Below are 22,168 nucleotides of genomic sequence, written 5' to 3' on the forward strand. Positions count from 1 at the left end.
GGTCGGGGCGGCGCGCACCACGAAGAAGGAGGGAAGCAAGTGCCGGAGCAGCAGACGGCAGAAGGCCCGACCGGTCCGGCGCAGGAGGTGGGAGACTTCCTGCGGCTGCGCCGCGAGCAGATCGCCCAGCGGTGGGCCGACGCGGCGGTGTTCCGCACGGTGTTCACCGTCTCCCGGGACGAGGCCGTGGAAGCGGGCCGGGCCGTGGTCGAGGCGCTGGCCGCGGTGGCCGCCTCAGGGCGCGTGGAGGACTCGGAGGCAGACGGATTCACCGTCGTCCGCGAGCAGTTGGCGCGCACGGTGCACTCACGGGCCCGCGCCGGCGCCACCATCGGACAGATCTCGGCCGAGGTGGACGCGCTGCGCCCGCCCGTGACCGACCTCTTGCTTGAGGAGCTCAGCGGCAGGCCGGCCGAGCACCGACGGGAATGCGCCACGGCCCTCGCCGTGCTGATGGGCACCCTGCGCCTGGTCATGCTGGAGACGACCATGGTCTCCGGACAGGAACTCATCAACCGCCAGCGGCTCGAAATCCTCGAGATCGCCACCCCCGTCATCAAGCTGTGGGAAGGTATCGTCGCCGTACCGCTGATCGGCACCCTCGACAGCGCCCGCAGCCAGGTGGTGATGGAGACGCTCCTGGACGCCGTCGTCGAGCAGCACGCCCGTTTCGCGATCCTGGACATCACCGGAGTGCCGACCGTCGACTCACTGGTGGCGCAGCATCTGATGAAGACCGTCGCGGCGGCGCGGCTGATGGGGGCGGAGTGCATAGTCTCCGGGATCCGGCCGGCCATCGCGCAGACCATCGTCCACCTCGGCATCGACCTGAGCTCGGTGCTCACCCGCGCCAGCCTCGCGGACGCCCTGGCCTACGCCCTCCAGCAGCAGGGCGCGCACATCGTGGCGAACCCCGCCGCCGCGGAGCTCCGGTGACGGGCGCCGCCACCTTCCCGTACGAAGGCCATGTGCCCGTGCTGCGGCTGGGCAATGTCCTGCTGATCGCCCTCCAGGGCGATCTGTACGACAGCACGGCGGAGCAGCTCCGGCAGGACATCGGCGAGACCGTCTCCGACAGCGCGATCAGCGGGGTGGTCATCGACCTGTCCGGCGTCGAGATCGTCGACTCCTTCATGGGCCGTGTCCTCAGCGACGTCGCGGCCATGACCCGGCTGCTGGCCGCGCAGACCGTGGTGGCGGGGATGCGCCCGGCGGTGGCCATCACCCTGGTCGAACTCGGCCTGACCCTGCCGGGACTGCGCACCGCTCTGCACACCGAGGAGGCCCTGCGTCTGCTCGGCGCCGCGGTCTCGGCCCTGCCTCGCGACGGGCGTGCACGCCGGGAGAGCCCGTGACCCACAGCACCGGCAGCGTCTCGGCCCGCCTGCCGATCCAGTCGGACCTCGATCTGGTCCGGGTGCGCCAGCATGTGCGGCAGATGACGGCCCGACTCGGGTTCGGTCTGGTGGAACAGACCAAACTCGTCACCGCCGCCAGTGAGCTGGCGCGCAACGCCCTCGTGCACGGCGGCGGGGGCCGGATGGAGTGCACGGAGGTCACCAGCGGCGGGGTACGGGGACTGCGGCTCGTCTTCAGCGACGACGGCCCCGGCATCGCCGACCTGGAACAGGCACTGTCCGACGGCTACACCTCCGGCGAGGGGCTGGGTATGGGCCTGGGCGGCGCCCGCCGTCTGGTCCACGAGTTCTCCCTCGACAGCCGGCGCGGCGTCGGTACCACCGTGACGGTGACGTCCTGGATGTCCGGTCCGCCCCGCCCGCGGAAGGCGCCCTGATGCCGCGCGTCTGGGAGGTGCCCGTGCACGACTCGACCCGCGTACGCGACGTCCGCGTGGCGGCCCGGGACGCGGCTCGCCACGCCGGGCTGGCCGACGACCGGGTCGCCGTCGCCGAGCTCGTGGCCACCGAACTCGCCACCAACCTGCTCAAGCACGCCGGTGGCGGACGGGTGCTCCTCGACCTCGTCGGCCCGCTGGTACCGGCCCACGGCGACGAGCGGATCCTCCTGGTGCAGATCATGGCCATCGACCACGGCCCGGGCATGCCGGACACCGCCGCCGCCCTGCGCGACGGATACTCGACCGCCGCCTCCCTCGGCGCCGGTCTCGGCACCTGCCTGCGCACCGCGGACGACTTCGGCCTGCACAGCACACCGGGGCGCGGAACGACGGTGATGGCGAGGATCGCCCCCCACCGCCACCGCGACACCGTCGGCCCGCACCCGGCGCCGCCTCCGGTACGGGCCGGAGGAGTCAACATCCCCCTCGCGGGAGGGGAGTTCTCCGGCGACGCGTGGGCCTGCGTCCGCGCCGCCGAGCGCGTCACGCTCCTGCTGGCCGACGGCCTCGGCCACGGCCCCCAGGCGGCCCGCGCCTCCTCCGCCGCGGTGGCGGCACTGCGGACCGCACCCAGTCTGCCCCCGGCCGACCTGCTGCGGCGCATGCACACCGCCCTGCGCGAGACCAGGGGCGCGGCCGTGGCTGTCGCCCAACTCGACCTCGGAACAGGTCAGTTGCACTTCGCCGGAGTGGGCAACGTGGGGGCCCGGCTGCGCCACGGCGACCGCTGGCAGGGTCTGGTCTCGTACCCCGGCATCGTCGGTGCCCACCTCCCCGCGCGGCTGCCGCAGCACCAGGAGCGCTGGACCCACGACAGCCTCCTGGTCCTGCACAGTGACGGCCTGCCGAGCCGCTGGAGTCCCGGACCGGCCGCCGAAACCCTCTCTTCCCTCGACCCCGCCGTGATCGCCGCCTCGATCGTGCGGGACGCCAGCAGCCCCGCCCGCCCGGTACGCGACGACACCGCCGTCGCCGTGCTCAGACCTCTCCCCCCGGACCGCCCCTGATGACCCGCACCTGGAACGTCCGCACCGTCACCGACGCCGCGCAGGCCCGCATCGCCACGGCCCGGCTGGCCGCCGCGTGCGGTGTGACCACCGTGGAGCGCACACGCCTGGTGACCGCGCTGACCGCACAGCTACGGCAGTGCCTCACCAAGGGAGGCGAATGGCGGGTCGGCGCCCGAGCGACCCTGTCGCCCTGCGGGGGCGAGTTCCACATCGAGGTGGCCCCGGCCAGGCGCCGCCCCGAGGACAGACAGCCGCCGTGGCGTGCCTGCGTCCCCTGCGCCGAGGACGCGGACCTCTCCGGGACCGAACCCGCGGCCGACGACCCGGCGGTCCTGGCCGAGGCCCTGTTCGGCGCCGACGAGGACGCCGCCCTGCTGCTGGACCGCCTCGACGAGCAGGAGTCGCTCGTCGCGTTCCACCGCGAGGAACTGCACCAGACCAACCAGGGCGTCCTCGCGCTCCACGCCGACCTGGACGCCGCCGGCCGGGCCCAGCGCGAACTCTTCGACGCCGAGCAGAAGGCCCGCCAGGAGGCGGAGAACGCCCGCGGCCGGCTGACCTTCCTCGCCGATGCCAGCGCCGCCCTCACCGCCTCGCTGAACCACGAGGCCATCGTGCGGCTGCTCCCCACACTGCTCGTTCCGCGCTACGCACGCACCGTCGACGTCTGGCTGTTCGACGACGTGGACGACGCCCTGCGCGGCGGCCCCCGCCCCGCCGCCGCCGTCCTCGCGGCCCGCCGCGGCCGCCCGCAGTACGCCGCCGACCACCCCGGGGGCCTCCCCGGCGTCGACGACCAGCCGCCCTCGGCCATCGACTCCGGCCGGCCCCTGCTCTGCATCCCCCTGCTCACCCGCCGGGCACCCCAGGGCGTCCTCACCCTGTCGCCGCCCGACCAGCGCTGGGACGCCGACGACGCCGTCATGCTCATCGAGCTCACCCGGCGTGCCAGCATCGCCCTGGACAACGCCCGGCGTTTCGAGCACAACCGGGACATCGCCGAGACCCTGCAACGCGCCCTGCTCACCGAGTTGCCCACGACCGCGGGCCTGAGCCTGGCCGCGCGCTACCTCCCGGCCACGCGGGGCCTGAACGTCGGCGGCGACTGGTACGACGCCATCCGCCAGCCCGACGGCAGCCTGATCACCGTCGTCGGAGACGTCACCGGGCACGGCCTGCACGCCGCGGTGATGATGAGTCAACTGCGCACCGCCCTGCGCGCCTACGCCGTCGACGGCAGCAGCCCCGGGCGGCTCCTGACCCGACTGCACGAATTCCTGCACCGCCTGCGCCTTGACCTGTACGCCACCGCCGTCATCGCCCGCATCCACCCGCACCAGGACACGCTCACCTGGGCCGCCGCCGGCCATCCGCCACCGGTGCTGCGCGCCCCCGACGGCCGTGTGCACACGCTCGACGCCAAACCCGGCGCCATGCTCGGCATCCCGATGGAGCAGCAGATCGACGACCACACGGTGGCCCTCCCCGCCGGATCGACGCTCGCGCTCTACACCGACGGTCTGGTGGAACGCCGCTCGCACGGGATCGACCCCGGCATCCAGCGTCTCGCCGAAGCGCTCGGCGGCTTCGACCCCGCCGAACTCGACGGCGACCTGGAGGCGACGGCCGACCGGCTGCTGCACCCGCTGCTGCGGGACTCCGAACACGACGACGACGTATGCCTGTTGCTGTGCCATGTGCACGGCGACGCGGGCGGGCAGCGGACGACTCAGTCCTGAGCGCAGCCCCCGGCGTCCGCCTCGTGAAGGGTACGCAGCACCTGTTCGAGCCGCCTGCGCCGGTCGGGCGGAACGGCGTCCAGGGCATCCGCCAGGCGCAGGGACAGCCGCTCGCTGACGTCCGAGAGGAGCCGGCGCCCCTGGAGGGTGACCTCCAGGCGCACCTCACGCCGGTCGCCGGGGCGGACGTACCGCCGCAGCAGCCCCGCCGCTTCGAGCCGGTCGCACAGACGGCTGGCGGTCGGCAGTCCGATGCCCAGGTGCTCGGCCAGGGCGGTGACATTGAGGGAGGGGCGACGGGCTACGGCCTCCAAGGCGCGTATCTGCCGCGGCGGCAGGCGCGGACGGACGTCGTCGACGGCTGAGAACCACAGCGCCACCAGGTTCTTCACGGCATCGGCGAGCTGCCCGCCGACGACGTGGGAGGGGCTGTCGGGTTCCTGTTCGCGGCACATGGTCCGTCATCCTTCGAAGACCGCGGTCGACACCGGCCTGGGCTGCATCAATGCAGGGGCCTACCCGAACCGGTCGAGAGTACACGGCCATGACAGACGCGATTGGGGCGTTGCCGGGTTCAACGGGCGGCGCTACGGGGGTCCACATGGATCTTGGGGCCGGGGCCGGCGCCTTCCGGCCGCCCGCCCGCGAGGACGGGGCCGACCTCGTCCAGGCTCACGGTGGCCGCGACGAGGGGCCTGGGATCGACTGCTCCGGACGCGTACGCCCTGATGGTGGCGTCCAGGCCGGGAGAGGCGGACAGGACGCCCACCGCCGTCACGTCCTTCAGCACGAGCGTGCGGGTGTCGATCCGGCTCGGTTCGGCGGCCAGCCCGATGTACACGACACGCCCGCCCGGTTCGACCAACTCCAGTGCCCTGTCCGGCAGATGGGCGGCGTTCGAGGCGTCGACGACCGCGTCGAAGGGCAGATCCGGAAGCGAGCCCTCGTCCCACATGTGCTCGAAGCCCAGGGCCCGGGCGAAGGCGGGTGACCGGCCGGCGCGGTCCAGCAGGTGCACTTCCGCGCCCGCCGCCCGCAGGAACATCGCGACCAGCAGGCCGATCGTCCCGGGCCCCAGCACGAGCACACGGTCCCCGGCGCGGGCCCCCGTCGCCTGCGCGGCACGCAGGGCGTTGCCGCCCGGCTCCACGAGCGCGCCGAGCACGGCGTCGACCGAGTCGGGAAGCGTGTGCAACGAAGATGCCGGTACCGCGAGTCGCTCGGCCAGAGCACCGTCCCGCGCGCCGCGGATCCCGACCTCCTGGCGCTTCTCGCACACATGCCGACGGCCCCGAAGGCACCGGCGGCACTCGCCGCAGCCGAGCATCGTGTCGCCCATGACGCGCCGGCCGACCCACCCCGGGTTGACACCGTCGCCGACCGCAGCCACGCGCCCGGCCCACTCGTGGCCCGGCCGCATCGGGTAGGTGGAGTGCCCCTGGTGGAGGTAGGCCATGGCACCGGTGAAGAACTCGATGTCGGTTCCGCACACCCCGACCCGCTCGACGTCGACCACGACCTCCCCGGGCGCGGCCACCGGCACCGGGACGTCCCGCACCTCGTACGTGCCCGGGGCGGTCAGGACGAACGCGCGCATGTGGTCCACCAAGGTGCTCTCCGGAGTGGGCGGGTGTGGGGGCCAGTTTGTCCGTGCGGATCGCGCGTCAGGTGTACGGCTCGCCGAGCGGACCGAGCAGGGCGCGGATCTCGTCGAGCGCGTCGACCAGCTCCGCGAGCGGGGTCCGGTACGCCAGCGCGCTGACGCTCACCGCCCCGGAAGGAACGGCCGGCGAGGTCGGATAGACGGGAAGGGCCAGGCAGTTGACGCCGGTCTCGTTCTCCTGGTCGTCGAGGCCGTAACCCCTCTCCCGGGTGACCGCCAGCTCTTGGTGCAGGGCGGCGGCCGTACACAGCGACCGTGCCGTGCGACGCTCCAGCGGCCGGTCGCCGATCCACGCCGCCACCTCGTCCGCGCCGCCCAGCTTCCGGGCGAGCAGCAGCTTGCCGACGGCGGTGGTGTGGGCCGGATTGCGCCCGCCGATCGTGGACGTGAGGCGCACAGCGCCGGTGGGCGGGTCGACCTTGGCGCGGTAGACGATCTCGCGGCCGTCGAGCACCGCGTAGTGCGCGGTCTCGCCGAACCGGTGCGCCAGCGCTTCGAGTACGGGGTGCAGCCGAACCTGTTCGGGACGGGCCTCGTGGTGGGCGAAGGCCATCCGCAGGAACTCGTCGCCCAGCACATAGCGGCCGCGGGCGCCCCGGTCGGCCAGCCCGGCCCGACGCAGCGCACCCAGCGCCCGGTGGACCGTCGGCTTGGGACTGTCGACGACCCGGGTCAACTCCTCCAGCCCCACCCCTTCGGGATACCGGGCGAGCTGCTTCAGCACCGCGAGCACCCGGTCCGAGCCCACAAGGCGGTTGCCGTCGGCGGCAGGTGATCCGTCCCCGCCGGGGGCTGTCGATCCGTCGTACCTCTGCGTATGCTCCATGGCGTTCCAGACTGTAGACCTCCATACCGACTGCCGGAAGAGGTCCCATCGTGAGGCTGCGCAGCGCACAGTGGTACGAGGGCCAGGACCGCAATGCCTACATCCACCGGGCGTGGATGCGCAGAGGCGTCCCCGGCGACGCCTTCACCGGCCGGCCGCAGATCGCCATCGCCAACACGGCCTCCGACCTGACCCCTTGCAACGCCCACCTCGACGAGGTCGCGGCTTCCGTGCGCAACGGCGTGTACGAGTCCGGCGGCATCCCGCTGGACCTGCCGGTGGTGTCGCTCGGCGAGACGAACGTGCGGCCCACCGCCATGCTCTGGCGCAACATGGCGGCCATGGCCACGGAGGAGATGCTGCGGGCCAACCCCATCGACGGCGTCGTCCTGCTGGGCGGCTGCGACAAGACGATCCCGTCGCTCCTCATGGCCGCCGCGTCGGTGGATCTGCCCGCGGTGGTCGTGCCCGGCGGGCCGATGCTGACCGGGACGTTCCGCGGTGTGCCGCTCGGCTGCGGCACCGATGTGTGGCGGCTGTCGGAGGAGGTGCGGGCCGGCACGCTGTCGCAGGAGCAGTTCACCCGCTCCGAGTCGGCGATGATCCGCAGCCGTGGCCACTGCAACACCATGGGAACCGCCTCCACGATGGCGCTGGTCGCCGAGGCGCTGGGCACGGTCGTCCCCGGCGTGGCCGGAACACCCGCCCCCGACAGCCGCCTGCTGGAAGCCGCTCACCACTCGGGCAAGCTTGCGGTGGACATGGTGGCCGCGGACCGCCGCCCGGGCACGTTCCTCACCAAGGCGTCCTTCCACAACGCGATCGTCGCCCTGGCCGCGATCGGCGGCTCGACCAACGCGGTCGTCCACCTCCTCGCCATCGCGGGCCGCCTCGGCGTCGACCTCTCCCTCGACGACTTCGACCGCATCGGCTCCCACGTCCCGGTCCTGGTCGACCTCCAGCCCGCCGGCCGGTTCCTGATGGAGGACTTCCACCGCGCCGGCGGCCTGCTCGCCGTCCTGCGCGAGGTCCGTGACCTGCTCGACCCCGACGCCCTCACCGTCACCGGCAAGCCGTTGGTCGACGCGCTCGGCGACGCCCCGATCCGGGACGGCGAGGTCATCCGCACCCGAGCCGCGCCCCTGGTCGCCGAGGGCGGCATCGCCGTGCTGCGCGGCAACCTCGCCCCCGACGGCGCCGTCATCAAGCCCGCGGCGGCCTCCCCGCACCTGCTGCGCCACCGCGGCCGGGCCGTCGTCTTCGACTCCATCGAGGACTTCCACGCCCGCGTCGACGACCCCGGACTCGACGTCGACGCCGAATCCGTCCTCGTGCTGCGCGGCTGTGGCCCCAAGGGCTATCCCGGCATGCCCGAGGTGTCGAACATGCCCTTGCCGAAGAAGCTCCTCGAACAGGGCGTGCGCGACATGGTGCGCGTCTGCGACGGCCGGATGAGCGGCACGGCGTACGGCACGGTCGTCCTGCACGTGGCCCCCGAGGCAGCGGCGGGCGGCCCACTCGCCCTGGTGCGGACCGGTGACTTCATCACCCTCGACGTCGAGGCCCGACGCATCGACATCGACGTACCCGCCGACGAACTCGCCCGCAGAACCCCGAGCGAGGCCACGGTCGACGCCTACGCCAACCCGCGGCGCGGCTGGGAACGCCTCTACGTCGACCACGTCCTCCAGGCCGACACCGGCGCCGACCTCGACTTCCTCGTGGGGTCCAGCGGTTCGGAGGTGACCCGGGAGTCGCACTGACCGCAAGCGGGCTGGTCAGACGGAATCTCCCTGCGAGCCCTCTACCGGCTGGCTGTGCGAGGAAGGCGGGTTGAGCCTGGAGAAATGGATCACCCGCCGCCGGCTGGAAGGCGCCCGCACCGACCTCGCCGCGACCGACCAGTCCCACCGGACCATCGAATCCATCGCCCGCGCCTGGGGATTCGCCAACCCCGCCCACTTCTCCCGCAGCTTCCGCGAGGCATACGGCACCACACCGGGCTAATGGCGGCGACATGCCCAGAGCGGCGTCCACCTCCCGCAGAGGGACGAGCCGTGACGGCGTGATCCGTACCCGCGCCGCCCCGACCGGCATCGGCGTACAACCCTGAAGCCGGGTGAGTGGTCTCTACCACCGTACGAACCAATCAGACCGTTCGGTACAACTCGGTTCAACGGGGGAACACATGAGCCTGTCCAGCAAGCACCGGCGCAACCGCGCCGCCCGCACCGCCACGGCCGCCGTCACGCTCTTCATGGCGGGTGCGCTCGGGGCCGCGGGGGCCGGTACGTCCAACGCCGGTACGTCCGACGTCGGTTCGTCCGGCGCCGCCAAGGCGGCACCGCAGACCCGTCAGATCGCCTCGTCCGTCCTCGGCAGCGACTACAAGATCACACTGACCGCACTGCGCTCTCCCGAGGACGAGCTCGCCGCCTCCGTGCGGCTGCAGGTCTTCACCCAGAGCGGTGGCGCCTGGAAGGAGTCCGACCGCGTCACCGTGGGCGAGGTCGACGGCTGGTTCTGGTACCCGCTCACGGGCAAGGGCGCCGTCTGCGACTTCACGACCGCGAGCACCGAGCCCGCCCCGCTGACGGTGAGCCTGCTGGTCACGCCGTCCATCGGCTGCTCCGACCCGGTCCACTACCTGGTGAAGGAAGGCCGGGTGTACGCCGACTGACGGCCGGAATCCGGTCAGTTGCGGGTGACCGCGGCACGCGCCGACTCGTCGACGTGGAGCGTGAAGACGTCGGGGCGGGCGTAGTGGCCGGTCGGATCGAAGTCGAAGCGGGCGCGGGTGAGGTCGTCCAGGTCGAGTTCGGCGGTGAGGATGCCCTCGCCGTCGCGCAGCGGGCCGGCGAGGACCTCGCCCAGCGGAGAGACGATGACCGAGCCGCCGCCGATGAGGACGGTGTCGGGCTCGTCGCCCTGGACGGGGTGGAGGTCGGCGGGCAGGGCGTCGCGGCGCAAGTACTGGTTGGCGCTCAGCACGAAACAGCGGCCTTCCAGGGCGATGTGCCGCATCGTGGCCTGCCAGGCGTCTCGGTCGTCCACGGTCGGCGCGCACCAGAGGTCGACGCCCTTGGCGTACATCGCCGTACGGAACAACGGCATGTAGTTCTCCCAGCAGATGGCCGCGCCCAGGCGGGCGGCGCCGGTGTCGACGACCGGGAGGGTGGAGCCGTCGCCCTGGCCCCACAGGTAGCGTTCGGCGGCCGTCGGCATGAGCTTGCGGTGCAGGCCCAGGTAACCGTCGGGGCCGAAGAAGAGCGCCACGCAGTACAGGGTGCCGCCCTGCCGCTCGACCGCGCCGACGACGGCGTGGCAGCCCAGTTCCCGGGTGAGCGCGGCCAGAACGTCGACCTCGGGGCCGGGGACGTCGATGGCGGCGGCGTGATAGCGGCGGAACAGCTCGCGGCCGGCCGGTGTACGGCGGCCGACGCTGATGTCGAAGTCCAGGCCCTTGGGGTAGCCGCCGAGGAACGCCTCGGGCAGTACGACGACGTCCGCCCCGCGGTCGGTGACGGCCTCCCGGACGAGCTCCTCGGCGCGGCTCAGCGCGGCCTTCGTGTCGAACAGCGGGGCGGCCGCCTGGACGACGGCGGCCGTCACGGTGGAGCGGGACGTGCCGGCCGCGGCGGTGGAGGGGCTCGTTGAGGTCATGGCGTCGACCCTAGGAAGCCGATCGATCATCCAGCAAGCACAACGCCGTATCCCATCGGGACCTGTCAAAGACTCGCGAGCAGGTCGTCCAGCGGCGCCGGTACGCGGTCGGCGTCGAGGGCCTCGACGAGGACACGGCCGTAATGGATCTTGCGGCCCTTCTTCGTGCTGAGGAAGCGCCGCAACTGCTGCTGTGGGGCACGTCCCTGCTGCGCGGGCTGGTTCAGGAAGGTCCGCAGGGCCCGCAGTTCGCCCTCGGCCCGCACGAGCTCCTGCACCCGGTCCACGCCCAGCGCGCGGATGAGTTCGTCCTCCAGGTCCGCCGCGCAGACGAAGAAGCTCGGTCGGGTGGCGTCGGAGTCCGCCAGGCCGCGGGTGTAGTAGCCGCGCTCTCGCTCGTCGCACAGCCCCGTGAGACGCAGGCCCAGGCCGGATGTGCCCAGGAGACGGGCGTAGCGCCCGATGCTCATCGCGCCGCCCATCGCCAGGACGCAGATTCCCTCGGCCTCCAGATCGCGGCCGCGTCGCTCGGCGAGCGCGTTGACCGCCGCGACGTCGCTCGGCCCTTCGAGCAGGACGGCCGCGCGCACGGGCAGCCGCGTGGCCAGTTCGCGTGCGGGGCCGTCGGGGCCACCGGCCGCCCACGCGGTGACCGCTTCCCGGAACGCCCCCATGTCGTCCATCAGGGCCTATCCAGGCGACGCCCCGGTATAGCGGGGTGGGGGATGGCTTCTCTGGGCTGCCCTGACCCCAACTTGGTGTAAGGATTTGCAGTGTTCACCTGTCCACTCTCCACTGTGCTAGACCGGTTGTGTCTGTGTAGTCATTGTGTGACTGTGACCAGGACGGTTCGCCGGTTCCCCAGCGGAGTGTACGACCTCGGGCTCCATGTGGTGTGGTGCCCGAAGTACCGCCGTCCGGTCCTCGACGGCCGGGTCGCGGAACGCCTGGACGAACTGATCCGGCAGAAGGCGGACGAGCGCGGGTGGGAGATCATCTCCCTTGAGATGATGCCCGATCACGTGCACCTCGTCGTCAAGCACGACCCGAAGTCGTCGGCCTCGTACGTCGCGAACCAGTTCAAGGGCTTCACCTCCGGCGTCTTGCGGTCGGAGTTCCCGCGCCTGATGTCACGGATGCCCACGCTGTGGTCGTCGTCGTACTTCGCCGCCTCGGTCGGCTCGGTGAGCGCCGCGACGGTGGAGAAGTACATCAACACCCAGTGGGAACGTCCCGGGAGCAAGGGGAAGGAGGAGCGGCCTTGATACGGGCGTACAAATTCCTCCTTCGCCCCACGACTGGTCAGGAAGCCTTGCTTCGCGCGATGCTGGCCGATCACAGCTCGCTCTGCAACGGAGCGTTGCAGGCCACCTTGCGGCGGCTGGACAAGGCGTTCCAGGCATTCTTCCGGCGGGTGAAGGCAGGCCAGAGCCCCGGTCTACCCCAGGTTCAAGGGCGTCGGCCACTTCGACACCGTCACGTTCCCGAAGGACGGGGAGGGCTGCCGCTGGGACTCGACCCCGCACGATGCGCAGACTCGTGTACGCCTGCAAAGCATCGGACATGTGCGCGTCCACCGGCACCGGCCCGTGAAAGGCTGTGTCAAGACAATCTCGGTGAAGCGGGAAGGCCGGCGCTGGTACGTCGTCCTCGCCTGCGACAACGTGCCCGCCGAATCCCTTCCGGCCACCGGCTCGATCGCCGGTATCGACATGGGAACGGTGCACTTCTACACCGACTCCAACGGCGAGCACGTCGAGAACCCGCGCTTCCGGGGACGCATGGCTGACGAGCTGTCCGCCGCACAACAACACCTCTCGACCTTCCCCAAGCGCACCCGTCGACGGACCAAGAGACACTGGGCCGCCGCCCGCAAGGTCGCCAGGCTGCACGTCAAGATCCGGCGGCAGCGCCTTGACTACCACCACAAGACCGCGCTCGACTCTCGCCGACCTCGGCCTTGACGCCGCGCCCCGCGCTCGGGTGTCCACCCGGGACCCGGTCGCGCATGGCTCCCACAGTGCGGGTGAATCCGCCGCCCAGTGCGTTGATTCCGGGGACCTCTCGTGCGGCGATCCCGGCGATCTTCTCCACCACCCCGTCCGCGATGGTCGTCCGGCCGCGGGTCTCCGGTGGTTCTGAGGCCCGGGCCGTGCGGCCTTCAGCGTCGTGCCCGCGCCGGTGCGGGGCTCATCGGGATCAGGTTTCTGCAGGGGTGAACCGTTCGGCTCCGTCATTCGAAGCCACCTCCTGGGGCGGTGCGTGGACTGCCGTACCCGGGCGGCTGTCGGTCGCTGCGTTTCGTGCTGTCCGCCCAAGTACCGTGCAGAGCACCGGACATGCCCGGGCGGCATCATGTCCTGGCACCGCCCGGGTACGCCGCCGCCGAGGCGGTGATCGCACGCGGCTGCCCGAGCACGAGGAACCACGCTTGGATCACGGGCCGTGCTTGTGGAGGCGCGGTGCTGCTGGTGCGTCGCTGCCGGCTGACGCCCGCCGTGGTGCGGCTGCTGCTGGGCTGATCTCGGGCTCCGGGCCCTCGCCCTCGGCTGTCCCGACGGACCGCCCCGCCGTCCCCGTCTCTGTCACTGTCGCTGTCCAAGCGGCGCAGTACAGCAGCAGCCTGGCCATGAGGTTGATCCACAGCACGACGGCGACCGGCACGGCGAAGGCGCCGTACATGCTCTTCCCCGCAACGCCCTGCAGGTAGCCGGTCAGCAGCCACTTGAGCAGTTCGAAGCCCACCGCACCGATCAGCCCGGCGACCACGACCGCACGCCGGCCGGGATGCACCCGCGGCAGCCGGGTGAGCACGTAGACCAGCAGGAGGAAGTCGACGACCAGGGCGATGACCAGGCCGGCGAAGAACAGCAGCGCTCGTCCCGCCCCGCCCTCGATGCCGGCCTTGTCGGCGGCCCAGCCGACGGCGATATTGGCGAATACCGAACTGCCGATCGCGCCCAGCCCGACCGCGCCGAGACCGACCAGCACGACGGCGTCCTTGACCCTGAGCAGGATGGGATTGCCCGGGTCCTGCTCCTTCTCCCACACCGCGCGCAGGCTCCCGCGGAGGGCGCCGACCCAGTTGATGCCGATCACGAGCAGCAGCGCGCCCGCGATCAGCCCGACGGATCCGGCATGCGCGACGAGACTGTCCAGGTCCAGCAGGTCGGAGAGGCCCGGCGCCTGGTCGGCGATCTCGTCCTGGAGGTCCCCGAGCTGGTCGTCGCTGAGCAGCTTGGCGCTGATCGCCGCACCCACGGTGATCAGTGGAAAGAGTGCGACGAAGCTGGTGACGGTGATGGCCGCGGCGAGCCGGGCCCAGTGGACTGCATCCAGCCGCTCGAACGCCCGCCCAGCGTGCGTACGCATCAGCTTTCCGATCACAGGCAGCCTGCTCAGCCATTCCATGAGAAACACCCATTCCCTGCGTACCCACAGCCCAGAAGATAGGCATCCAGCGGAGGGCTCGCACCGCCTTCCGATGTATGAGAGCCCGCCGGCCTGGATCGTCAGTGGGCGGCCCGGTGGTGGAACCAGTGGACCTTGTGACGGGGGCGTTCGACCAGTCTGGCAGGGGGCTTCGTCAGCCCCTTCCGCCTGCGCCGTCTGCGCGCGGGCGGAGCCGCGTTCGTTGATCAGAACGACCCGTTCCTGTTCGCCCGCGGCAGTCTCGCGCTGAGGCTGTTTGAGCCTGCGACGTGCGGTGCGGCCGCGACGAGTGGCGTGGCGTGTACCGGTCAGGATCAGGATCGGCCCAAGCAGAGCCGCCGCCCCGACGACGATGCCGTAGAGGAAGAGGGTGCCGGTAGAGCCGCTGACGTGCCGAGGGCGATCCGGATGGCCAGTACACCGATGAGGACGTACACCACGCCCCGTGCTCAAAGCCCGCCCGCCCGGCGGCAGTCAGTGTCTGCTTCTCCGCCGAGTGGCGGGTCCTGGGCCTGGCGGCCCGGCGCTGCCCGTGCATCCGGGACGTTGTCACGGCGCTCTCCTCCGATCGTTGGCCTCGGCCATGACATGGTCGCGCAGGCGTCCACAGGTGCGGGTGATCAGGCGGGAGACGTGCATGGGAGATGCCGAGTTGCAGGGCGATGCGGTGCTGTGTCATCTCGCAGAAGAACCGCATGCAGAGGATCTGCCGTTCGCGTTCGGGCAGCGCCCGCGGCAGCGGGCGGAGCGCTTCACGCTTGACGATCAGGTCGAAGCCGGGTTCGCCCGCACCCGGCTCGTCGCCGCCTTCCTCACCGGAACTCTCGCCCGCTCCCGCGTCTACCAGGCCACCACGGTCACCCGGTTGCGGATCGACGGGATGAGCAAAGAAGAGGACTACGCCCATGGCGGCGAAGTAAGTCCGGCCGCCGACACACTCCACCTCGACAAAGCGACACATACGTTCACCGTCTACCTGCCGCCGCCGCGGTGACGCCGTCGGCGGGGTGGCGCTCTTCGAGCGTTCTGCCTGCTCAACGGATTCGGGGGCAGGGAAGGGGCAGGCCGGAGTTTGAGTTCCACGAGGTGGGCTGCACAACGGAGGCGTCCGACGGCCGTCCTGGACGAGCGCACCGCAGAGTTGAGCTCACAGCTCCCGGTGCCGTCCGCTGGGCACGCATGCCGTCACCGCCGGTCTGGCAGGCGGAGGTACCGCAGCCCCCGGCGCAGCTCCCGCTGTATCGGTTCCGGGAGCGCCTCGTCCTTGGTCGTGGCGACCAGGGCCGCGGCAACGTCCCGGAGCTTGATGTTGCAGTGCTGCGACACGTCCACCAACAGGTCCCAGGCCCTGTCGCTGGGACATGGGGCCAGGACCATCACCATGCCGCGTGCCTGGTCGATCACCGCGCGGCTCGTCAGCGCGCGTCCCAACTGCTCGTTCCTGGCGCGCAGTTCGACGACTTCGGTCAGTAGAGCCGTTTCCTCCGACGACGCCACGGCCGTCAGCAGCGGCTGTTCTTCGCGGGGCGTGGTGAGCCGGCGCATGGTGCATACCTCACTGGGCAGTCATCCCGTCCATAGGTGGTCAGCGGCGCGCCAGTTGCCGTTCTCCGGCCGCACCGGGCCGGTAGGCCAGTCCGTAGTGCTTGAAGATCGCTTCCTCTTGTTCGGCGGGCAGCACGTCGTCGGTCCCGATCGAAGGGGCCTGCTTCACCAGCGTTCTGACATAGCCGACCCTGAGATAGTCCGGCCCGGCGATTGCGTCCTCAAGGGGGACGAAGACCAGGCGGTGCCGGGTGGGCAGTCCGGTCCGTACCGTGGCCATGGCCGGCTCATCGGTGGTGGTGTCCACATAGACCGCCTCGAGAACACCGATCTTGTGCGACTCGGTGTCGACGACATCGCGGTTGCGCCATTCTCGGACGTCGGCTGCGTGAATCATGACCTTCTCCTTCCTGATGGCTCGTCCGCCGGCGGCGAGTCGCACCCCCGGTCTTCCGCGTAGAGCCGCCCCAGCGCCCGCCGCAGCGCCCGCTGCATCAGCGGCGAGAGCGGATCACCCTCCCAGGCAGCGACCATGGCCGCAGCCACGTCCGGAAGACTGGTGTTGCACTGCCGCGAGATGTCCACCAGCAGGTTCCTGGCCGGCCCACGGCGGCAGGGGGCAAGGGTCATCACCATGCCGCACGCCTGATCGATGACCATACGGCCGGCCAGTGCCCGCCGCAGATGATCATTCTCGGCGCGCAGCGCCACGACACCCTGGCCCGCCGCATTCTCAGCCCAGGCCTCAGCCGCCACATCCCACCAATTCTCTGGGAGCAAGGTTGTGCGATGCATGACATCTACCTCTCCACGAATTCCAAGCGTCCGGTGTGGTTGAAGCCGCCCCGGATTCTCTGGATGTCGGGCAACTTCATCGGTCACCCGCGGCGTTCATGGTCCCGACGGTCCTCGCGCCTCCAGCGCGCCCGGTGCCGGCGGCTGTAGCGACGGTTCCAGCGGTCCTGACGATGCCGGCGGTTCTCGTAGTCCCGGTAGTCCCCGAGATCGGAACCGTCGTCACGGATCCACCCTCCCCCGCGATCGCGGCCGTGCCGGGTGGCGCCGAAGACCAACACGGCCGCGGCCACCCACCAGATGGGGTTGATGAAGCCGAGGCCGAACAAGAACACGACCAGGATGAGAAGCAGAACGAACACGGCGGGCCTCCCGGAGCGGAACAAAGCATCACTGCCGGGGGCTGGGGCCTGTACGAACAGCGTAGCCCTCCCCGGAGGTTGCGGATAGCGACCCACGTCAGCGTGCTCCGCCGGGACCGGATGGCCACTTGCCGTCTGTCCACGGAGTGCGGCGAGGGCTAGCGTGTGCGGTACGGCCCGAGTCCCCGGCAGCGTCGATCACCTCTCGCGCTCCTTCGAGGGCGCACCTTGTGCATCAGTGCCGGAACCTGCCCCGCCCCCAACGGGCCGCTCCCGCACCCGCCGTCGCCACGCGATCCCGGTGCGGCCTCGATGCGCCCCATGCGGGCACCGTCCATCCGCTGTCCGCCGTGTCGCACCTATCCACCGACAGGCGATACACATGTACGCGCTGATCGTTCCCGCTTCGACCCCCTTCGTCCTGCTCGCCACCCTGATGGCCCTGTCCTGGTGGGAGGACCACATCCTGCCGACGCCGCCGACCGAGCAGGCCGAAGCCCCCGCCGAGCTTCCGTTCCCCCCGGCGGCCCCAGCACAGCTCCCAGAACTCCTCAGTGTCGACACCGCGTTGACAAGGGAGGTTGCCGGGCGTTGACTGGCAGTACGGTGTAGGGCTGTGCCACTCCGGATTGTTCGGCGGCATTCCACCTTCCCGCTTCGCCCGGACCCCGCGGAATCAAGGAAATCCCCGCGATCTGGAGGTCCGGCAATGATCCTTTGGATTCTTCTCCTTCTGCTGATCCTGGTGGTGTTCGGGTTCGGCTTCACTATGCAGATCCTGTGGTGGGTCGCCGCCGTCCTGCTGGTCGTCTGGATCGTCGGCTTCGCGATGCGCGGACGCGGCGGTGGCGGCCGCCGTTACAGCCGCAGGTAGTCCATTCCGGAGCTCGACCCTGCCCGCAGGAACAGCGGCCTGTACAGCGATCACAAGCGGGACCCCACTCACCAGACAATCAGGAGGCCGGCCATGAGCGTCGGACGGACGATCAAGCACAAGACACAGGCATTCAAGGGCCGGGTCACCGAGCGCTTCGGCCGGACCACTCGCAACAGGCGACTGCAGCGCGAAGGCAGGACCGACCGGGTCGCCGGAAACCTCAAGCAGTCCGGCGACAAGGCCAAGGACGCCTTCAGGCCGTGACCACGAACGCCCCGAGTGGTGCCCACGTCGTGTGGACACCACTCGGCGGGCCCCAACGCTCGTTCAGCCGACAGGAATTGACGGCAATGAAGCAGACCCACGTGCGAACCGAGAGCCAAAGAGGGCAGCCATGTTCATTGTCGTGATCATCGCTGTGATCGTCATCGGCTCGGCCACCCTCCTCTACCTCGGACGCGGACGAGTCCGAGGCCATGGCGGGCGCGGGCTGAAGCGGCGTTTCGGCCCCGAGTACGCCCGCGCCGTCGCCCGCCAGGACGGCGACACCAGGGCCGCCGAGCAGGAACTCGGCGAGCGCGTCAAGCGGCACGGTTCCCTCACGGAGCAGCCGCTGTCCGCCGAGGCCCGCGAGCGCTACGTGACGCAATGGGCCGCCATCCATGAGCAGTTCGTCGAATCACCGCAGCAGTCCGTCAGAGCGGCTGACGCGTTACTGGCGCGCCTGGCAAGGGACCGCGGCTTCCCCGACGGCGAGCGGTTCGAGGACCAGATCGCCGCCCTCTCCGTCCACCACGCCCACTACGTCCAGGGCTACCGCAGCATGCACGCGGCGGCCCGCGGCCAGAGCGGCACCGAGGAAATGCGGGAGGCCATGGTCGAAGCCCGAAGCCTCTTCGAGGCACTGGTCACCGAACAGCCGACCGTCCCGCCCCGGCCCTCCGCCCCTGACGGCCAAGGCCACGCGCCATGGCCACTGACCCGACGCCACGCGAAGGGAAGTAGCACCTGATGTCCCACGACGCAGCACACACACCGCAACTCCAGACTGGGGGCCCGGATCCGACACAGCTCGCCCCGCAGGCACCCCGCACCGAATCCGCTCACTCACCGCGCGAGCCCGGCACCAGCCTCGACGGCCCCGATCGCGAGCCCGGCCCGGACCTGATCCCGCAAGAGTGACCGGGACAAGCTGACCCTGCGCCTCCAGCAGGCCCTGACCACCTTCGTCGACAACCCGCTCCAGGCGGTGGAAGAGGCCGACGCGGTCTTCGACGAGGTCGCCACCGAGTTCACCGACGCCCTCGCGGAACGACGGGGCGTCCTGCGTTTGGCAGGCCCCGGACACCGATGTGCAGACCGAGGAACTACGGCTCGCGCTCACGCGGTACCGGGAAATCACCGATCGGCTGCTGTACATGTCAGCGTCTGCCGGTCACTGATCCCGTCGCCTCTGCGGGAAGCACGGCCGCCGCGGTCCGACCGGGGAACACCACGCCGGTCGGACCGCGGAGGCCGTGTTCTGGAACCAGGGGGATCCCACGGCTCGCCGGAATCACAGTCACGGTCGGCAACGGCGTTCGGTACGACCGGCATCACTCGTGCCGCCTTGCGCCCACTCGGCCTGCTTCGCTCGGCGGTCCGAGGACCGCCCTGGCCTCGGACCGCGCGGCGTGCCGCCTGACGAACTGCGGCAACAGCCCCCACAGGCCGCCGCACACCATCAGTGTCGCGCTCCCCGCGATCACACCCTCGACCCGGCCGAGCACCACGTCCACGACCAGGAGCACGGAACCGGTGAGGGCCAGCATCAGGACGCTCATCCCCGCCCCCGCGAGCCGTGACGAGGCCCGCACGATCTCGGGCTTGGCCCCGCGCTGAAACAGCGTGCGGTGCAAGGCGGGCGGCGCCGTGAACACTGTGCCCAGACAGCGGCCCGAGGTGAGTGGGTCTCTCGCCCCCTCACCGGGTCCGCTCTGGGGGGCTTCATCTGCCTAGGTCACGTCTGGATACGGATGTCGCCATCGACCACAATGAGCGGATAGACCTTGAGGCTCCGGTAGGACTGGCCGTTCTTCACGGCGCCCGTGGCGATGTCGAACTCGGAGCCATGGCACTGGCACATGATCACCGTGTCGGCGAGCAACCCTCCGGAGAGCGGGCATGGGTCTTCAGCGCACGTGCACAGATCATCGAACGCGTAGAGATCGCCGCCGACCCGCGCGATGGAGATACGAAGTTTGACATCGCTTAGGTAGAAGGGGACGACAGAGCCGTCATCAATCGCGTCGGCCCGCGCGACCGTTCGGAAGGCTCCGGCTGTGAGTTCGGTCATCTCACTGCTCCTTGACGCGGGTGTTCGGTTCAGTAGGGGTATTCAGGGATGACGTCGGCCTTCTTTGCGTCGAGTCGCAGTTCGCCCGGAGCGCCGGCGGGCACGACGGGCCGGTGCGGCATCAAGGGTGCGATGCGCTCGTAGCCGGAGCCCAGCGGCGGCCTGATGTCCGGTTCTCCCTTGTTCGGCCAGAGCGACATCGCCCGCTCTGCCAGGGCGGTGATCATCAGGGACGGGTTCACACCCGGATTGGCCGGCATGACGCTTCCGTCCATGACGTGCAGCCCCGGCTGACCGAACATGCGCAGGTAGGGGTCGACAGCTCCGCTGTCGCTGCTGTCACCGATGGGGATCCCTCCAACGAAGTGGGCCGAGGCGCCACGGTTGATGACTTCGAACAACAGTGCTCCCTCGTGGCCGCCCATCTTCTCTGCGAGCCGGCCGACGTAGTCCTCGACTGCTGGGATGTGCACCAAAGGCGCGGCTTCGGCGCCGTGGCGGCTTCGCAGTCGGCCTTCGCCCCAGTACAGCTCAATCGAGGTGTCGGTGGTCTGCGAACACAGCATGATGACAGTCCGCTCGGACCAGCGACGCGCATCGTCGAAGGCGAGAACCGGACCCGGATGTTGCACAAGGTCCTTGATCCAGGAAGCTGTCGGGTGCTTCTGCTCGCCGTCGTGGTGCTGGGTCACCAGGTAGGCGAACAGGTTGCTCCCCTTGCCCCAGTAGACAGGTTCGATGCTGGTCACCGGGTCGGGCCAGACGCCAGACGTGATCGACACCGACCCCGGGGTGAGCCAGATCCTCTCCGGATCTTGCGTCCACTCGCCATGAGTCTGGGATATCGCCAGCAGCTGCTCTGAATTCGTCCTGGCCCGTTGTCCGAGCTGGCTGGACAGACCGGTCAACCGTCCCTTGTGCTGCATGTGATGCAGGAGCTTCGCCGAGCCGTAGGCGTGGGCGGCGACGATGACCTGTCCGGCGGTGTAGGTACTGCGTTGCCGGTGGCGGCGCTCAACTCGCTGCGCCCATCCCGGGTGACGGGTACGGACTTCGAACCCGCCGCCGTCTAGCGGCGCGAGATCGTACGCCTCGTTCAGCTCGTGGACTTTCGCTCCGAGTTTCTCCGCGAGGTAGAGGTAGTTCGTCGTCAGCTTGTTCTTGGCGTTGCGCCCGCAGCCGTTGTTGCAGTTCCCGCAGGAGATGCAACCGGTGCGCCGTGGCCCCATACCGCCGAAGTAGGGGTCATCGGCCTCGACACCCGGGCGGCCGAAGTAGACACCGACCGGTGCCTTGTTGAAGGTCTCACTTCTGCCTATCTCTTTCGCGACCTGCAGCATGTACCGGTCAACATCGGTAGGCAAGTAGGGATAACGGACGACACCCAACATCCGGGTCGCCTGGTCGATGTAGGGAGCGAGTTCCTCGGACCAATCCGTGATGTCCGCCCACTCCCGCGCCTCGAAAAACTTCCTCGGCGGGACGTAAAGCGTGTTGGCATAGACATGCGAGCCGCCCCCGACGCCCGCCCCGGACAGGATCAACACATCGTCGAGGTACTCCATCCGCTGGATCCCATAGAGCTCGGCGGCTGGGAACCACAGGAATCCGGGAAGATTCCACTGCGTTCTCGGGATCTCTTCATCGCTCCATCTGCGGCCCGACTCCACGACACCAACGCGGTACCCCTTCTCCGCGGCCCGTAGCGCCGCGACGCTTCCCCCGAACCCCGAGCCGATGATCAACACGTCGTAGTCGAAGCTCGTCATGAGTTCACTCCTCTCGGGCTATCGCGACTCGCTGCCACAAAACAGGCATCAGTGCCCGAGACTCGCCCCCGACGTCGCAGGGAGCTCATGCCATACCCTTACTAAGCATCTCTCTACGTGTCGCTCGCCGCCTGTTGGCGCCCTCACAAATCCACGTCGCCCGGTAGCGCACGACGGCCGGGGCGCGCCGTATCTATTGATCGTTCATGGCAGGAGCCACGCAAAGCATTGGTTCCGATCATGGATGGGTAGGCGCGTTGGCGACTGTCTGCGCAGGCGTAGCCGCGAGTCGGT

At 70.2% G+C, this 22,168-nt stretch carries 27 protein-coding genes and 3 pseudogenes; 14 read left to right on the forward strand and 16 right to left on the reverse strand.

Annotation, left to right across the window (positions count from 1 at the left end):
* Positions 1-39 precede the first annotated feature (39 nt).
* From ACZ69Q_RS08575 to ACZ69Q_RS08595, 5 genes are read left to right on the forward strand one after another with little or no spacing between them, the layout of a single operon-like run.
* A complete protein-coding gene (locus ACZ69Q_RS08575) occupies positions 40-936 on the forward strand; it encodes an STAS domain-containing protein (protein ID WP_471038522.1) in 897 nt (298 codons plus the stop codon).
* Positions 933-1,355, forward strand: a complete 423-nt coding sequence (locus tag ACZ69Q_RS08580) for an STAS domain-containing protein (protein ID WP_471038526.1) — start codon at positions 933-935, stop codon at positions 1,353-1,355. The genes ACZ69Q_RS08575 and ACZ69Q_RS08580 overlap by 4 nt, the downstream gene beginning before the upstream one ends.
* Positions 1,352-1,795, forward strand: a complete 444-nt coding sequence (locus ACZ69Q_RS08585) for an anti-sigma regulatory factor (protein WP_471038529.1) — start codon at positions 1,352-1,354, stop codon at positions 1,793-1,795. The genes ACZ69Q_RS08580 and ACZ69Q_RS08585 overlap by 4 nt, the downstream gene beginning before the upstream one ends.
* Positions 1,795-2,865 carry a SpoIIE family protein phosphatase gene (locus ACZ69Q_RS08590; protein ID WP_471038533.1) on the forward strand — a complete coding sequence of 357 codons (1,071 nt, stop codon included), beginning with the start codon at positions 1,795-1,797 and terminating at the stop codon, positions 2,863-2,865. Before ACZ69Q_RS08585 ends, ACZ69Q_RS08590 begins: the two co-directional genes overlap by 1 nt.
* The gene (locus ACZ69Q_RS08595; protein WP_471038536.1) at positions 2,865-4,607 is read left to right on the forward strand and encodes a PP2C family protein-serine/threonine phosphatase; all 1,743 of its coding nucleotides are present in this window, start codon (positions 2,865-2,867) and stop codon (positions 4,605-4,607) included. The genes ACZ69Q_RS08590 and ACZ69Q_RS08595 overlap by 1 nt, the downstream gene beginning before the upstream one ends.
* Here the strand turns inward: ACZ69Q_RS08595 and ACZ69Q_RS08600 are convergent.
* The 3 genes from ACZ69Q_RS08600 to ACZ69Q_RS08610 form a co-directional block, all read right to left on the reverse strand.
* A complete protein-coding gene (locus ACZ69Q_RS08600; protein ID WP_471038540.1) occupies positions 4,598-5,062 on the reverse strand; it encodes a MarR family winged helix-turn-helix transcriptional regulator in 465 nt (154 codons plus the stop codon). The two genes, ACZ69Q_RS08595 and ACZ69Q_RS08600, sit on opposite strands and share 10 nt — an antisense overlap.
* A 119-nt stretch (positions 5,063-5,181) precedes the next feature.
* On the reverse strand, positions 5,182-6,204 hold the full coding sequence (locus ACZ69Q_RS08605) for a zinc-dependent alcohol dehydrogenase (protein ID WP_471038544.1): 1,023 nt from the start codon (positions 6,202-6,204) through the stop codon (positions 5,182-5,184).
* A gap of 67 nt (positions 6,205-6,271) precedes the next feature.
* Complete coding sequence (locus tag ACZ69Q_RS08610) at positions 6,272-7,096, reverse strand: IclR family transcriptional regulator (RefSeq protein ID WP_471038546.1); 825 nt, start codon at positions 7,094-7,096, stop codon at positions 6,272-6,274.
* Between the two features lie 50 nt (positions 7,097-7,146).
* Here ACZ69Q_RS08610 and ACZ69Q_RS08615 point away from each other — a divergent pair, with 50 nt between their 5' ends.
* The 3 genes from ACZ69Q_RS08615 (at position 7,147) to ACZ69Q_RS08625 (ending at position 9,776) form a co-directional block, all read left to right on the forward strand.
* The gene (locus tag ACZ69Q_RS08615; RefSeq protein WP_471038549.1) at positions 7,147-8,859 is read left to right on the forward strand and encodes an IlvD/Edd family dehydratase; all 1,713 of its coding nucleotides are present in this window, start codon (positions 7,147-7,149) and stop codon (positions 8,857-8,859) included.
* Between the two features lie 70 nt (positions 8,860-8,929).
* The gene (locus ACZ69Q_RS08620; RefSeq protein ID WP_471038552.1) at positions 8,930-9,103 is read left to right on the forward strand and encodes a helix-turn-helix domain-containing protein; all 174 of its coding nucleotides are present in this window, start codon (positions 8,930-8,932) and stop codon (positions 9,101-9,103) included.
* A gap of 181 nt (positions 9,104-9,284) precedes the next feature.
* On the forward strand, positions 9,285-9,776 hold the full coding sequence (locus tag ACZ69Q_RS08625) for a hypothetical protein (RefSeq protein WP_471038556.1): 492 nt from the start codon (positions 9,285-9,287) through the stop codon (positions 9,774-9,776).
* A gap of 14 nt (positions 9,777-9,790) precedes the next feature.
* Here ACZ69Q_RS08625 and ACZ69Q_RS08630 read toward each other — a convergent pair whose 3' ends face one another.
* Together ACZ69Q_RS08630 and ACZ69Q_RS08635 are read right to left on the reverse strand one after the other, a co-directional pair.
* A complete protein-coding gene (locus ACZ69Q_RS08630; protein WP_471038560.1) occupies positions 9,791-10,759 on the reverse strand; it encodes a nitrilase-related carbon-nitrogen hydrolase in 969 nt (322 codons plus the stop codon).
* A 65-nt stretch (positions 10,760-10,824) separates the two neighbouring features.
* Positions 10,825-11,442: a TOPRIM nucleotidyl transferase/hydrolase domain-containing protein gene (locus ACZ69Q_RS08635; protein ID WP_471038564.1), complete on the reverse strand. Its 618-nt coding sequence runs from the start codon at positions 11,440-11,442 to the stop codon at positions 10,825-10,827.
* 147 nt (positions 11,443-11,589) lie between these two features.
* Between ACZ69Q_RS08635 and tnpA the strand changes: the two genes are divergently transcribed.
* Both tnpA and ACZ69Q_RS08645 read left to right on the forward strand, forming a co-directional pair.
* The gene (gene tnpA / locus ACZ69Q_RS08640) at positions 11,590-12,024 is read left to right on the forward strand and encodes an IS200/IS605 family transposase (RefSeq protein ID WP_471038571.1); all 435 of its coding nucleotides are present in this window, start codon (positions 11,590-11,592) and stop codon (positions 12,022-12,024) included.
* A pseudogene (locus ACZ69Q_RS08645) lies at positions 12,021-12,696 on the forward strand (RNA-guided endonuclease InsQ/TnpB family protein); the annotation flags it as partial. The gene tnpA and the pseudogene ACZ69Q_RS08645, both read left to right, overlap by 4 nt.
* 7 nt (positions 12,697-12,703) lie before the next feature.
* Here ACZ69Q_RS08645 and ACZ69Q_RS08650 read toward each other — a convergent pair.
* The 8 genes and pseudogenes from ACZ69Q_RS08650 to ACZ69Q_RS08685 form a co-directional block, all read right to left on the reverse strand.
* Positions 12,704-12,925 (reverse strand): annotated as a pseudogene (locus ACZ69Q_RS08650) (Asp23/Gls24 family envelope stress response protein); the annotation flags it as partial.
* A gap of 270 nt (positions 12,926-13,195) precedes the next feature.
* Positions 13,196-14,170, reverse strand: a complete 975-nt coding sequence (locus tag ACZ69Q_RS08655; protein ID WP_471038575.1) for a YihY/virulence factor BrkB family protein — start codon at positions 14,168-14,170, stop codon at positions 13,196-13,198.
* Positions 14,171-14,505: 335 nt separating this feature from the next.
* A complete protein-coding gene (locus tag ACZ69Q_RS08660; RefSeq protein WP_471038578.1) occupies positions 14,506-14,631 on the reverse strand; it encodes a hypothetical protein in 126 nt (41 codons plus the stop codon).
* A 239-nt stretch (positions 14,632-14,870) separates the two neighbouring features.
* Positions 14,871-15,152 (reverse strand): annotated as a pseudogene (locus ACZ69Q_RS08665) (hypothetical protein); the annotation flags it as partial.
* A 224-nt stretch (positions 15,153-15,376) separates the two neighbouring features.
* Positions 15,377-15,736, reverse strand: coding sequence for an ANTAR domain-containing protein (locus tag ACZ69Q_RS08670; protein ID WP_471038581.1), 360 nt, complete (start codon positions 15,734-15,736; stop codon positions 15,377-15,379).
* A gap of 40 nt (positions 15,737-15,776) precedes the next feature.
* Positions 15,777-16,133, reverse strand: coding sequence for a PRC-barrel domain-containing protein (locus tag ACZ69Q_RS08675; RefSeq protein ID WP_471038583.1), 357 nt, complete (start codon positions 16,131-16,133; stop codon positions 15,777-15,779).
* Positions 16,130-16,531, reverse strand: coding sequence for an ANTAR domain-containing protein (locus ACZ69Q_RS08680; protein WP_471038586.1), 402 nt, complete (start codon positions 16,529-16,531; stop codon positions 16,130-16,132). The genes ACZ69Q_RS08675 and ACZ69Q_RS08680 overlap by 4 nt, the downstream gene beginning before the upstream one ends.
* Positions 16,532-16,614: 83 nt before the next feature.
* Positions 16,615-16,893: a hypothetical protein gene (locus tag ACZ69Q_RS08685; protein ID WP_471038588.1), complete on the reverse strand. Its 279-nt coding sequence runs from the start codon at positions 16,891-16,893 to the stop codon at positions 16,615-16,617.
* A gap of 382 nt (positions 16,894-17,275) precedes the next feature.
* Between ACZ69Q_RS08685 and ACZ69Q_RS08690 the strand changes: the two genes are divergently transcribed.
* The 4 genes from ACZ69Q_RS08690 to ACZ69Q_RS08705 all read left to right on the forward strand — a co-directional run bounded on the left by ACZ69Q_RS08690 (position 17,276) and on the right by ACZ69Q_RS08705 (position 18,782).
* Entirely contained in the window at positions 17,276-17,488 is a 213-nt protein-coding gene (locus tag ACZ69Q_RS08690) for a hypothetical protein (protein WP_471038592.1), read from the forward strand.
* A gap of 114 nt (positions 17,489-17,602) precedes the next feature.
* Complete coding sequence (locus tag ACZ69Q_RS08695) at positions 17,603-17,767, forward strand: hydrophobic protein (RefSeq protein WP_471038597.1); 165 nt, start codon at positions 17,603-17,605, stop codon at positions 17,765-17,767.
* Positions 17,768-17,860: 93 nt separating this feature from the next.
* The gene (locus ACZ69Q_RS08700) at positions 17,861-18,034 is read left to right on the forward strand and encodes a CsbD family protein (protein WP_471038600.1); all 174 of its coding nucleotides are present in this window, start codon (positions 17,861-17,863) and stop codon (positions 18,032-18,034) included.
* Between the two features lie 130 nt (positions 18,035-18,164).
* Positions 18,165-18,782: a hypothetical protein gene (locus ACZ69Q_RS08705; protein WP_471038602.1), complete on the forward strand. Its 618-nt coding sequence runs from the start codon at positions 18,165-18,167 to the stop codon at positions 18,780-18,782.
* Between the two features lie 583 nt (positions 18,783-19,365).
* Here the strand turns inward: ACZ69Q_RS08705 and ACZ69Q_RS08710 are convergent.
* The 3 genes from ACZ69Q_RS08710 to ACZ69Q_RS08720 all read right to left on the reverse strand — a co-directional run bounded on the left by ACZ69Q_RS08710 (position 19,366) and on the right by ACZ69Q_RS08720 (position 21,874).
* Positions 19,366-19,668, reverse strand: coding sequence for a DUF6328 family protein (locus ACZ69Q_RS08710; RefSeq protein ID WP_471038604.1), 303 nt, complete (start codon positions 19,666-19,668; stop codon positions 19,366-19,368).
* 101 nt (positions 19,669-19,769) lie between these two features.
* Positions 19,770-20,105: a Rieske (2Fe-2S) protein gene (locus tag ACZ69Q_RS08715; RefSeq protein ID WP_471038606.1), complete on the reverse strand. Its 336-nt coding sequence runs from the start codon at positions 20,103-20,105 to the stop codon at positions 19,770-19,772.
* A 29-nt stretch (positions 20,106-20,134) separates the two neighbouring features.
* Positions 20,135-21,874: a GMC oxidoreductase gene (locus tag ACZ69Q_RS08720; protein ID WP_471038610.1), complete on the reverse strand. Its 1,740-nt coding sequence runs from the start codon at positions 21,872-21,874 to the stop codon at positions 20,135-20,137.
* Between the last annotated feature and the right edge of the window lie 294 nt (positions 21,875-22,168).

This window comes from Streptomyces sp. NPDC036764 (genome assembly GCF_055609385.1).

Coding starts and splice junctions, on each gene's coding strand:
- ACZ69Q_RS08590 (WP_471038533.1), top strand. CDS start 1,795: ATGCCGCGCGTCTGGGAGGTGCCCGTGCACGACTCGACCCGCGTACGC.
- ACZ69Q_RS08595 (WP_471038536.1), top strand. CDS start 2,865: ATGACCCGCACCTGGAACGTCCGCACCGTCACCGACGCCGCGCAGGCC.
- ACZ69Q_RS08600 (WP_471038540.1), bottom strand. CDS start 5,062: ATGTGCCGCGAACAGGAACCCGACAGCCCCTCCCACGTCGTCGGCGGG.
- ACZ69Q_RS08605 (WP_471038544.1), bottom strand. CDS start 6,204: ATGCGCGCGTTCGTCCTGACCGCCCCGGGCACGTACGAGGTGCGGGAC.
- ACZ69Q_RS08610 (WP_471038546.1), bottom strand. CDS start 7,096: ATGGAGCATACGCAGAGGTACGACGGATCGACAGCCCCCGGCGGGGAC.
- ACZ69Q_RS08625 (WP_471038556.1), top strand. CDS start 9,285: ATGAGCCTGTCCAGCAAGCACCGGCGCAACCGCGCCGCCCGCACCGCC.
- ACZ69Q_RS08630 (WP_471038560.1), bottom strand. CDS start 10,759: ATGACCTCAACGAGCCCCTCCACCGCCGCGGCCGGCACGTCCCGCTCC.
- ACZ69Q_RS08635 (WP_471038564.1), bottom strand. CDS start 11,442: ATGGACGACATGGGGGCGTTCCGGGAAGCGGTCACCGCGTGGGCGGCC.
- ACZ69Q_RS08655 (WP_471038575.1), bottom strand. CDS start 14,170: ATGGAATGGCTGAGCAGGCTGCCTGTGATCGGAAAGCTGATGCGTACG.
- ACZ69Q_RS08670 (WP_471038581.1), bottom strand. CDS start 15,736: ATGCGCCGGCTCACCACGCCCCGCGAAGAACAGCCGCTGCTGACGGCC.
- ACZ69Q_RS08675 (WP_471038583.1), bottom strand. CDS start 16,133: ATGATTCACGCAGCCGACGTCCGAGAATGGCGCAACCGCGATGTCGTC.
- ACZ69Q_RS08680 (WP_471038586.1), bottom strand. CDS start 16,531: ATGCATCGCACAACCTTGCTCCCAGAGAATTGGTGGGATGTGGCGGCT.
- ACZ69Q_RS08690 (WP_471038592.1), top strand. CDS start 17,276: ATGTACGCGCTGATCGTTCCCGCTTCGACCCCCTTCGTCCTGCTCGCC.
- ACZ69Q_RS08695 (WP_471038597.1), top strand. CDS start 17,603: ATGATCCTTTGGATTCTTCTCCTTCTGCTGATCCTGGTGGTGTTCGGG.
- ACZ69Q_RS08700 (WP_471038600.1), top strand. CDS start 17,861: ATGAGCGTCGGACGGACGATCAAGCACAAGACACAGGCATTCAAGGGC.
- ACZ69Q_RS08705 (WP_471038602.1), top strand. CDS start 18,165: ATGTTCATTGTCGTGATCATCGCTGTGATCGTCATCGGCTCGGCCACC.
- ACZ69Q_RS08715 (WP_471038606.1), bottom strand. CDS start 20,105: ATGACCGAACTCACAGCCGGAGCCTTCCGAACGGTCGCGCGGGCCGAC.
- ACZ69Q_RS08720 (WP_471038610.1), bottom strand. CDS start 21,874: ATGACGAGCTTCGACTACGACGTGTTGATCATCGGCTCGGGGTTCGGG.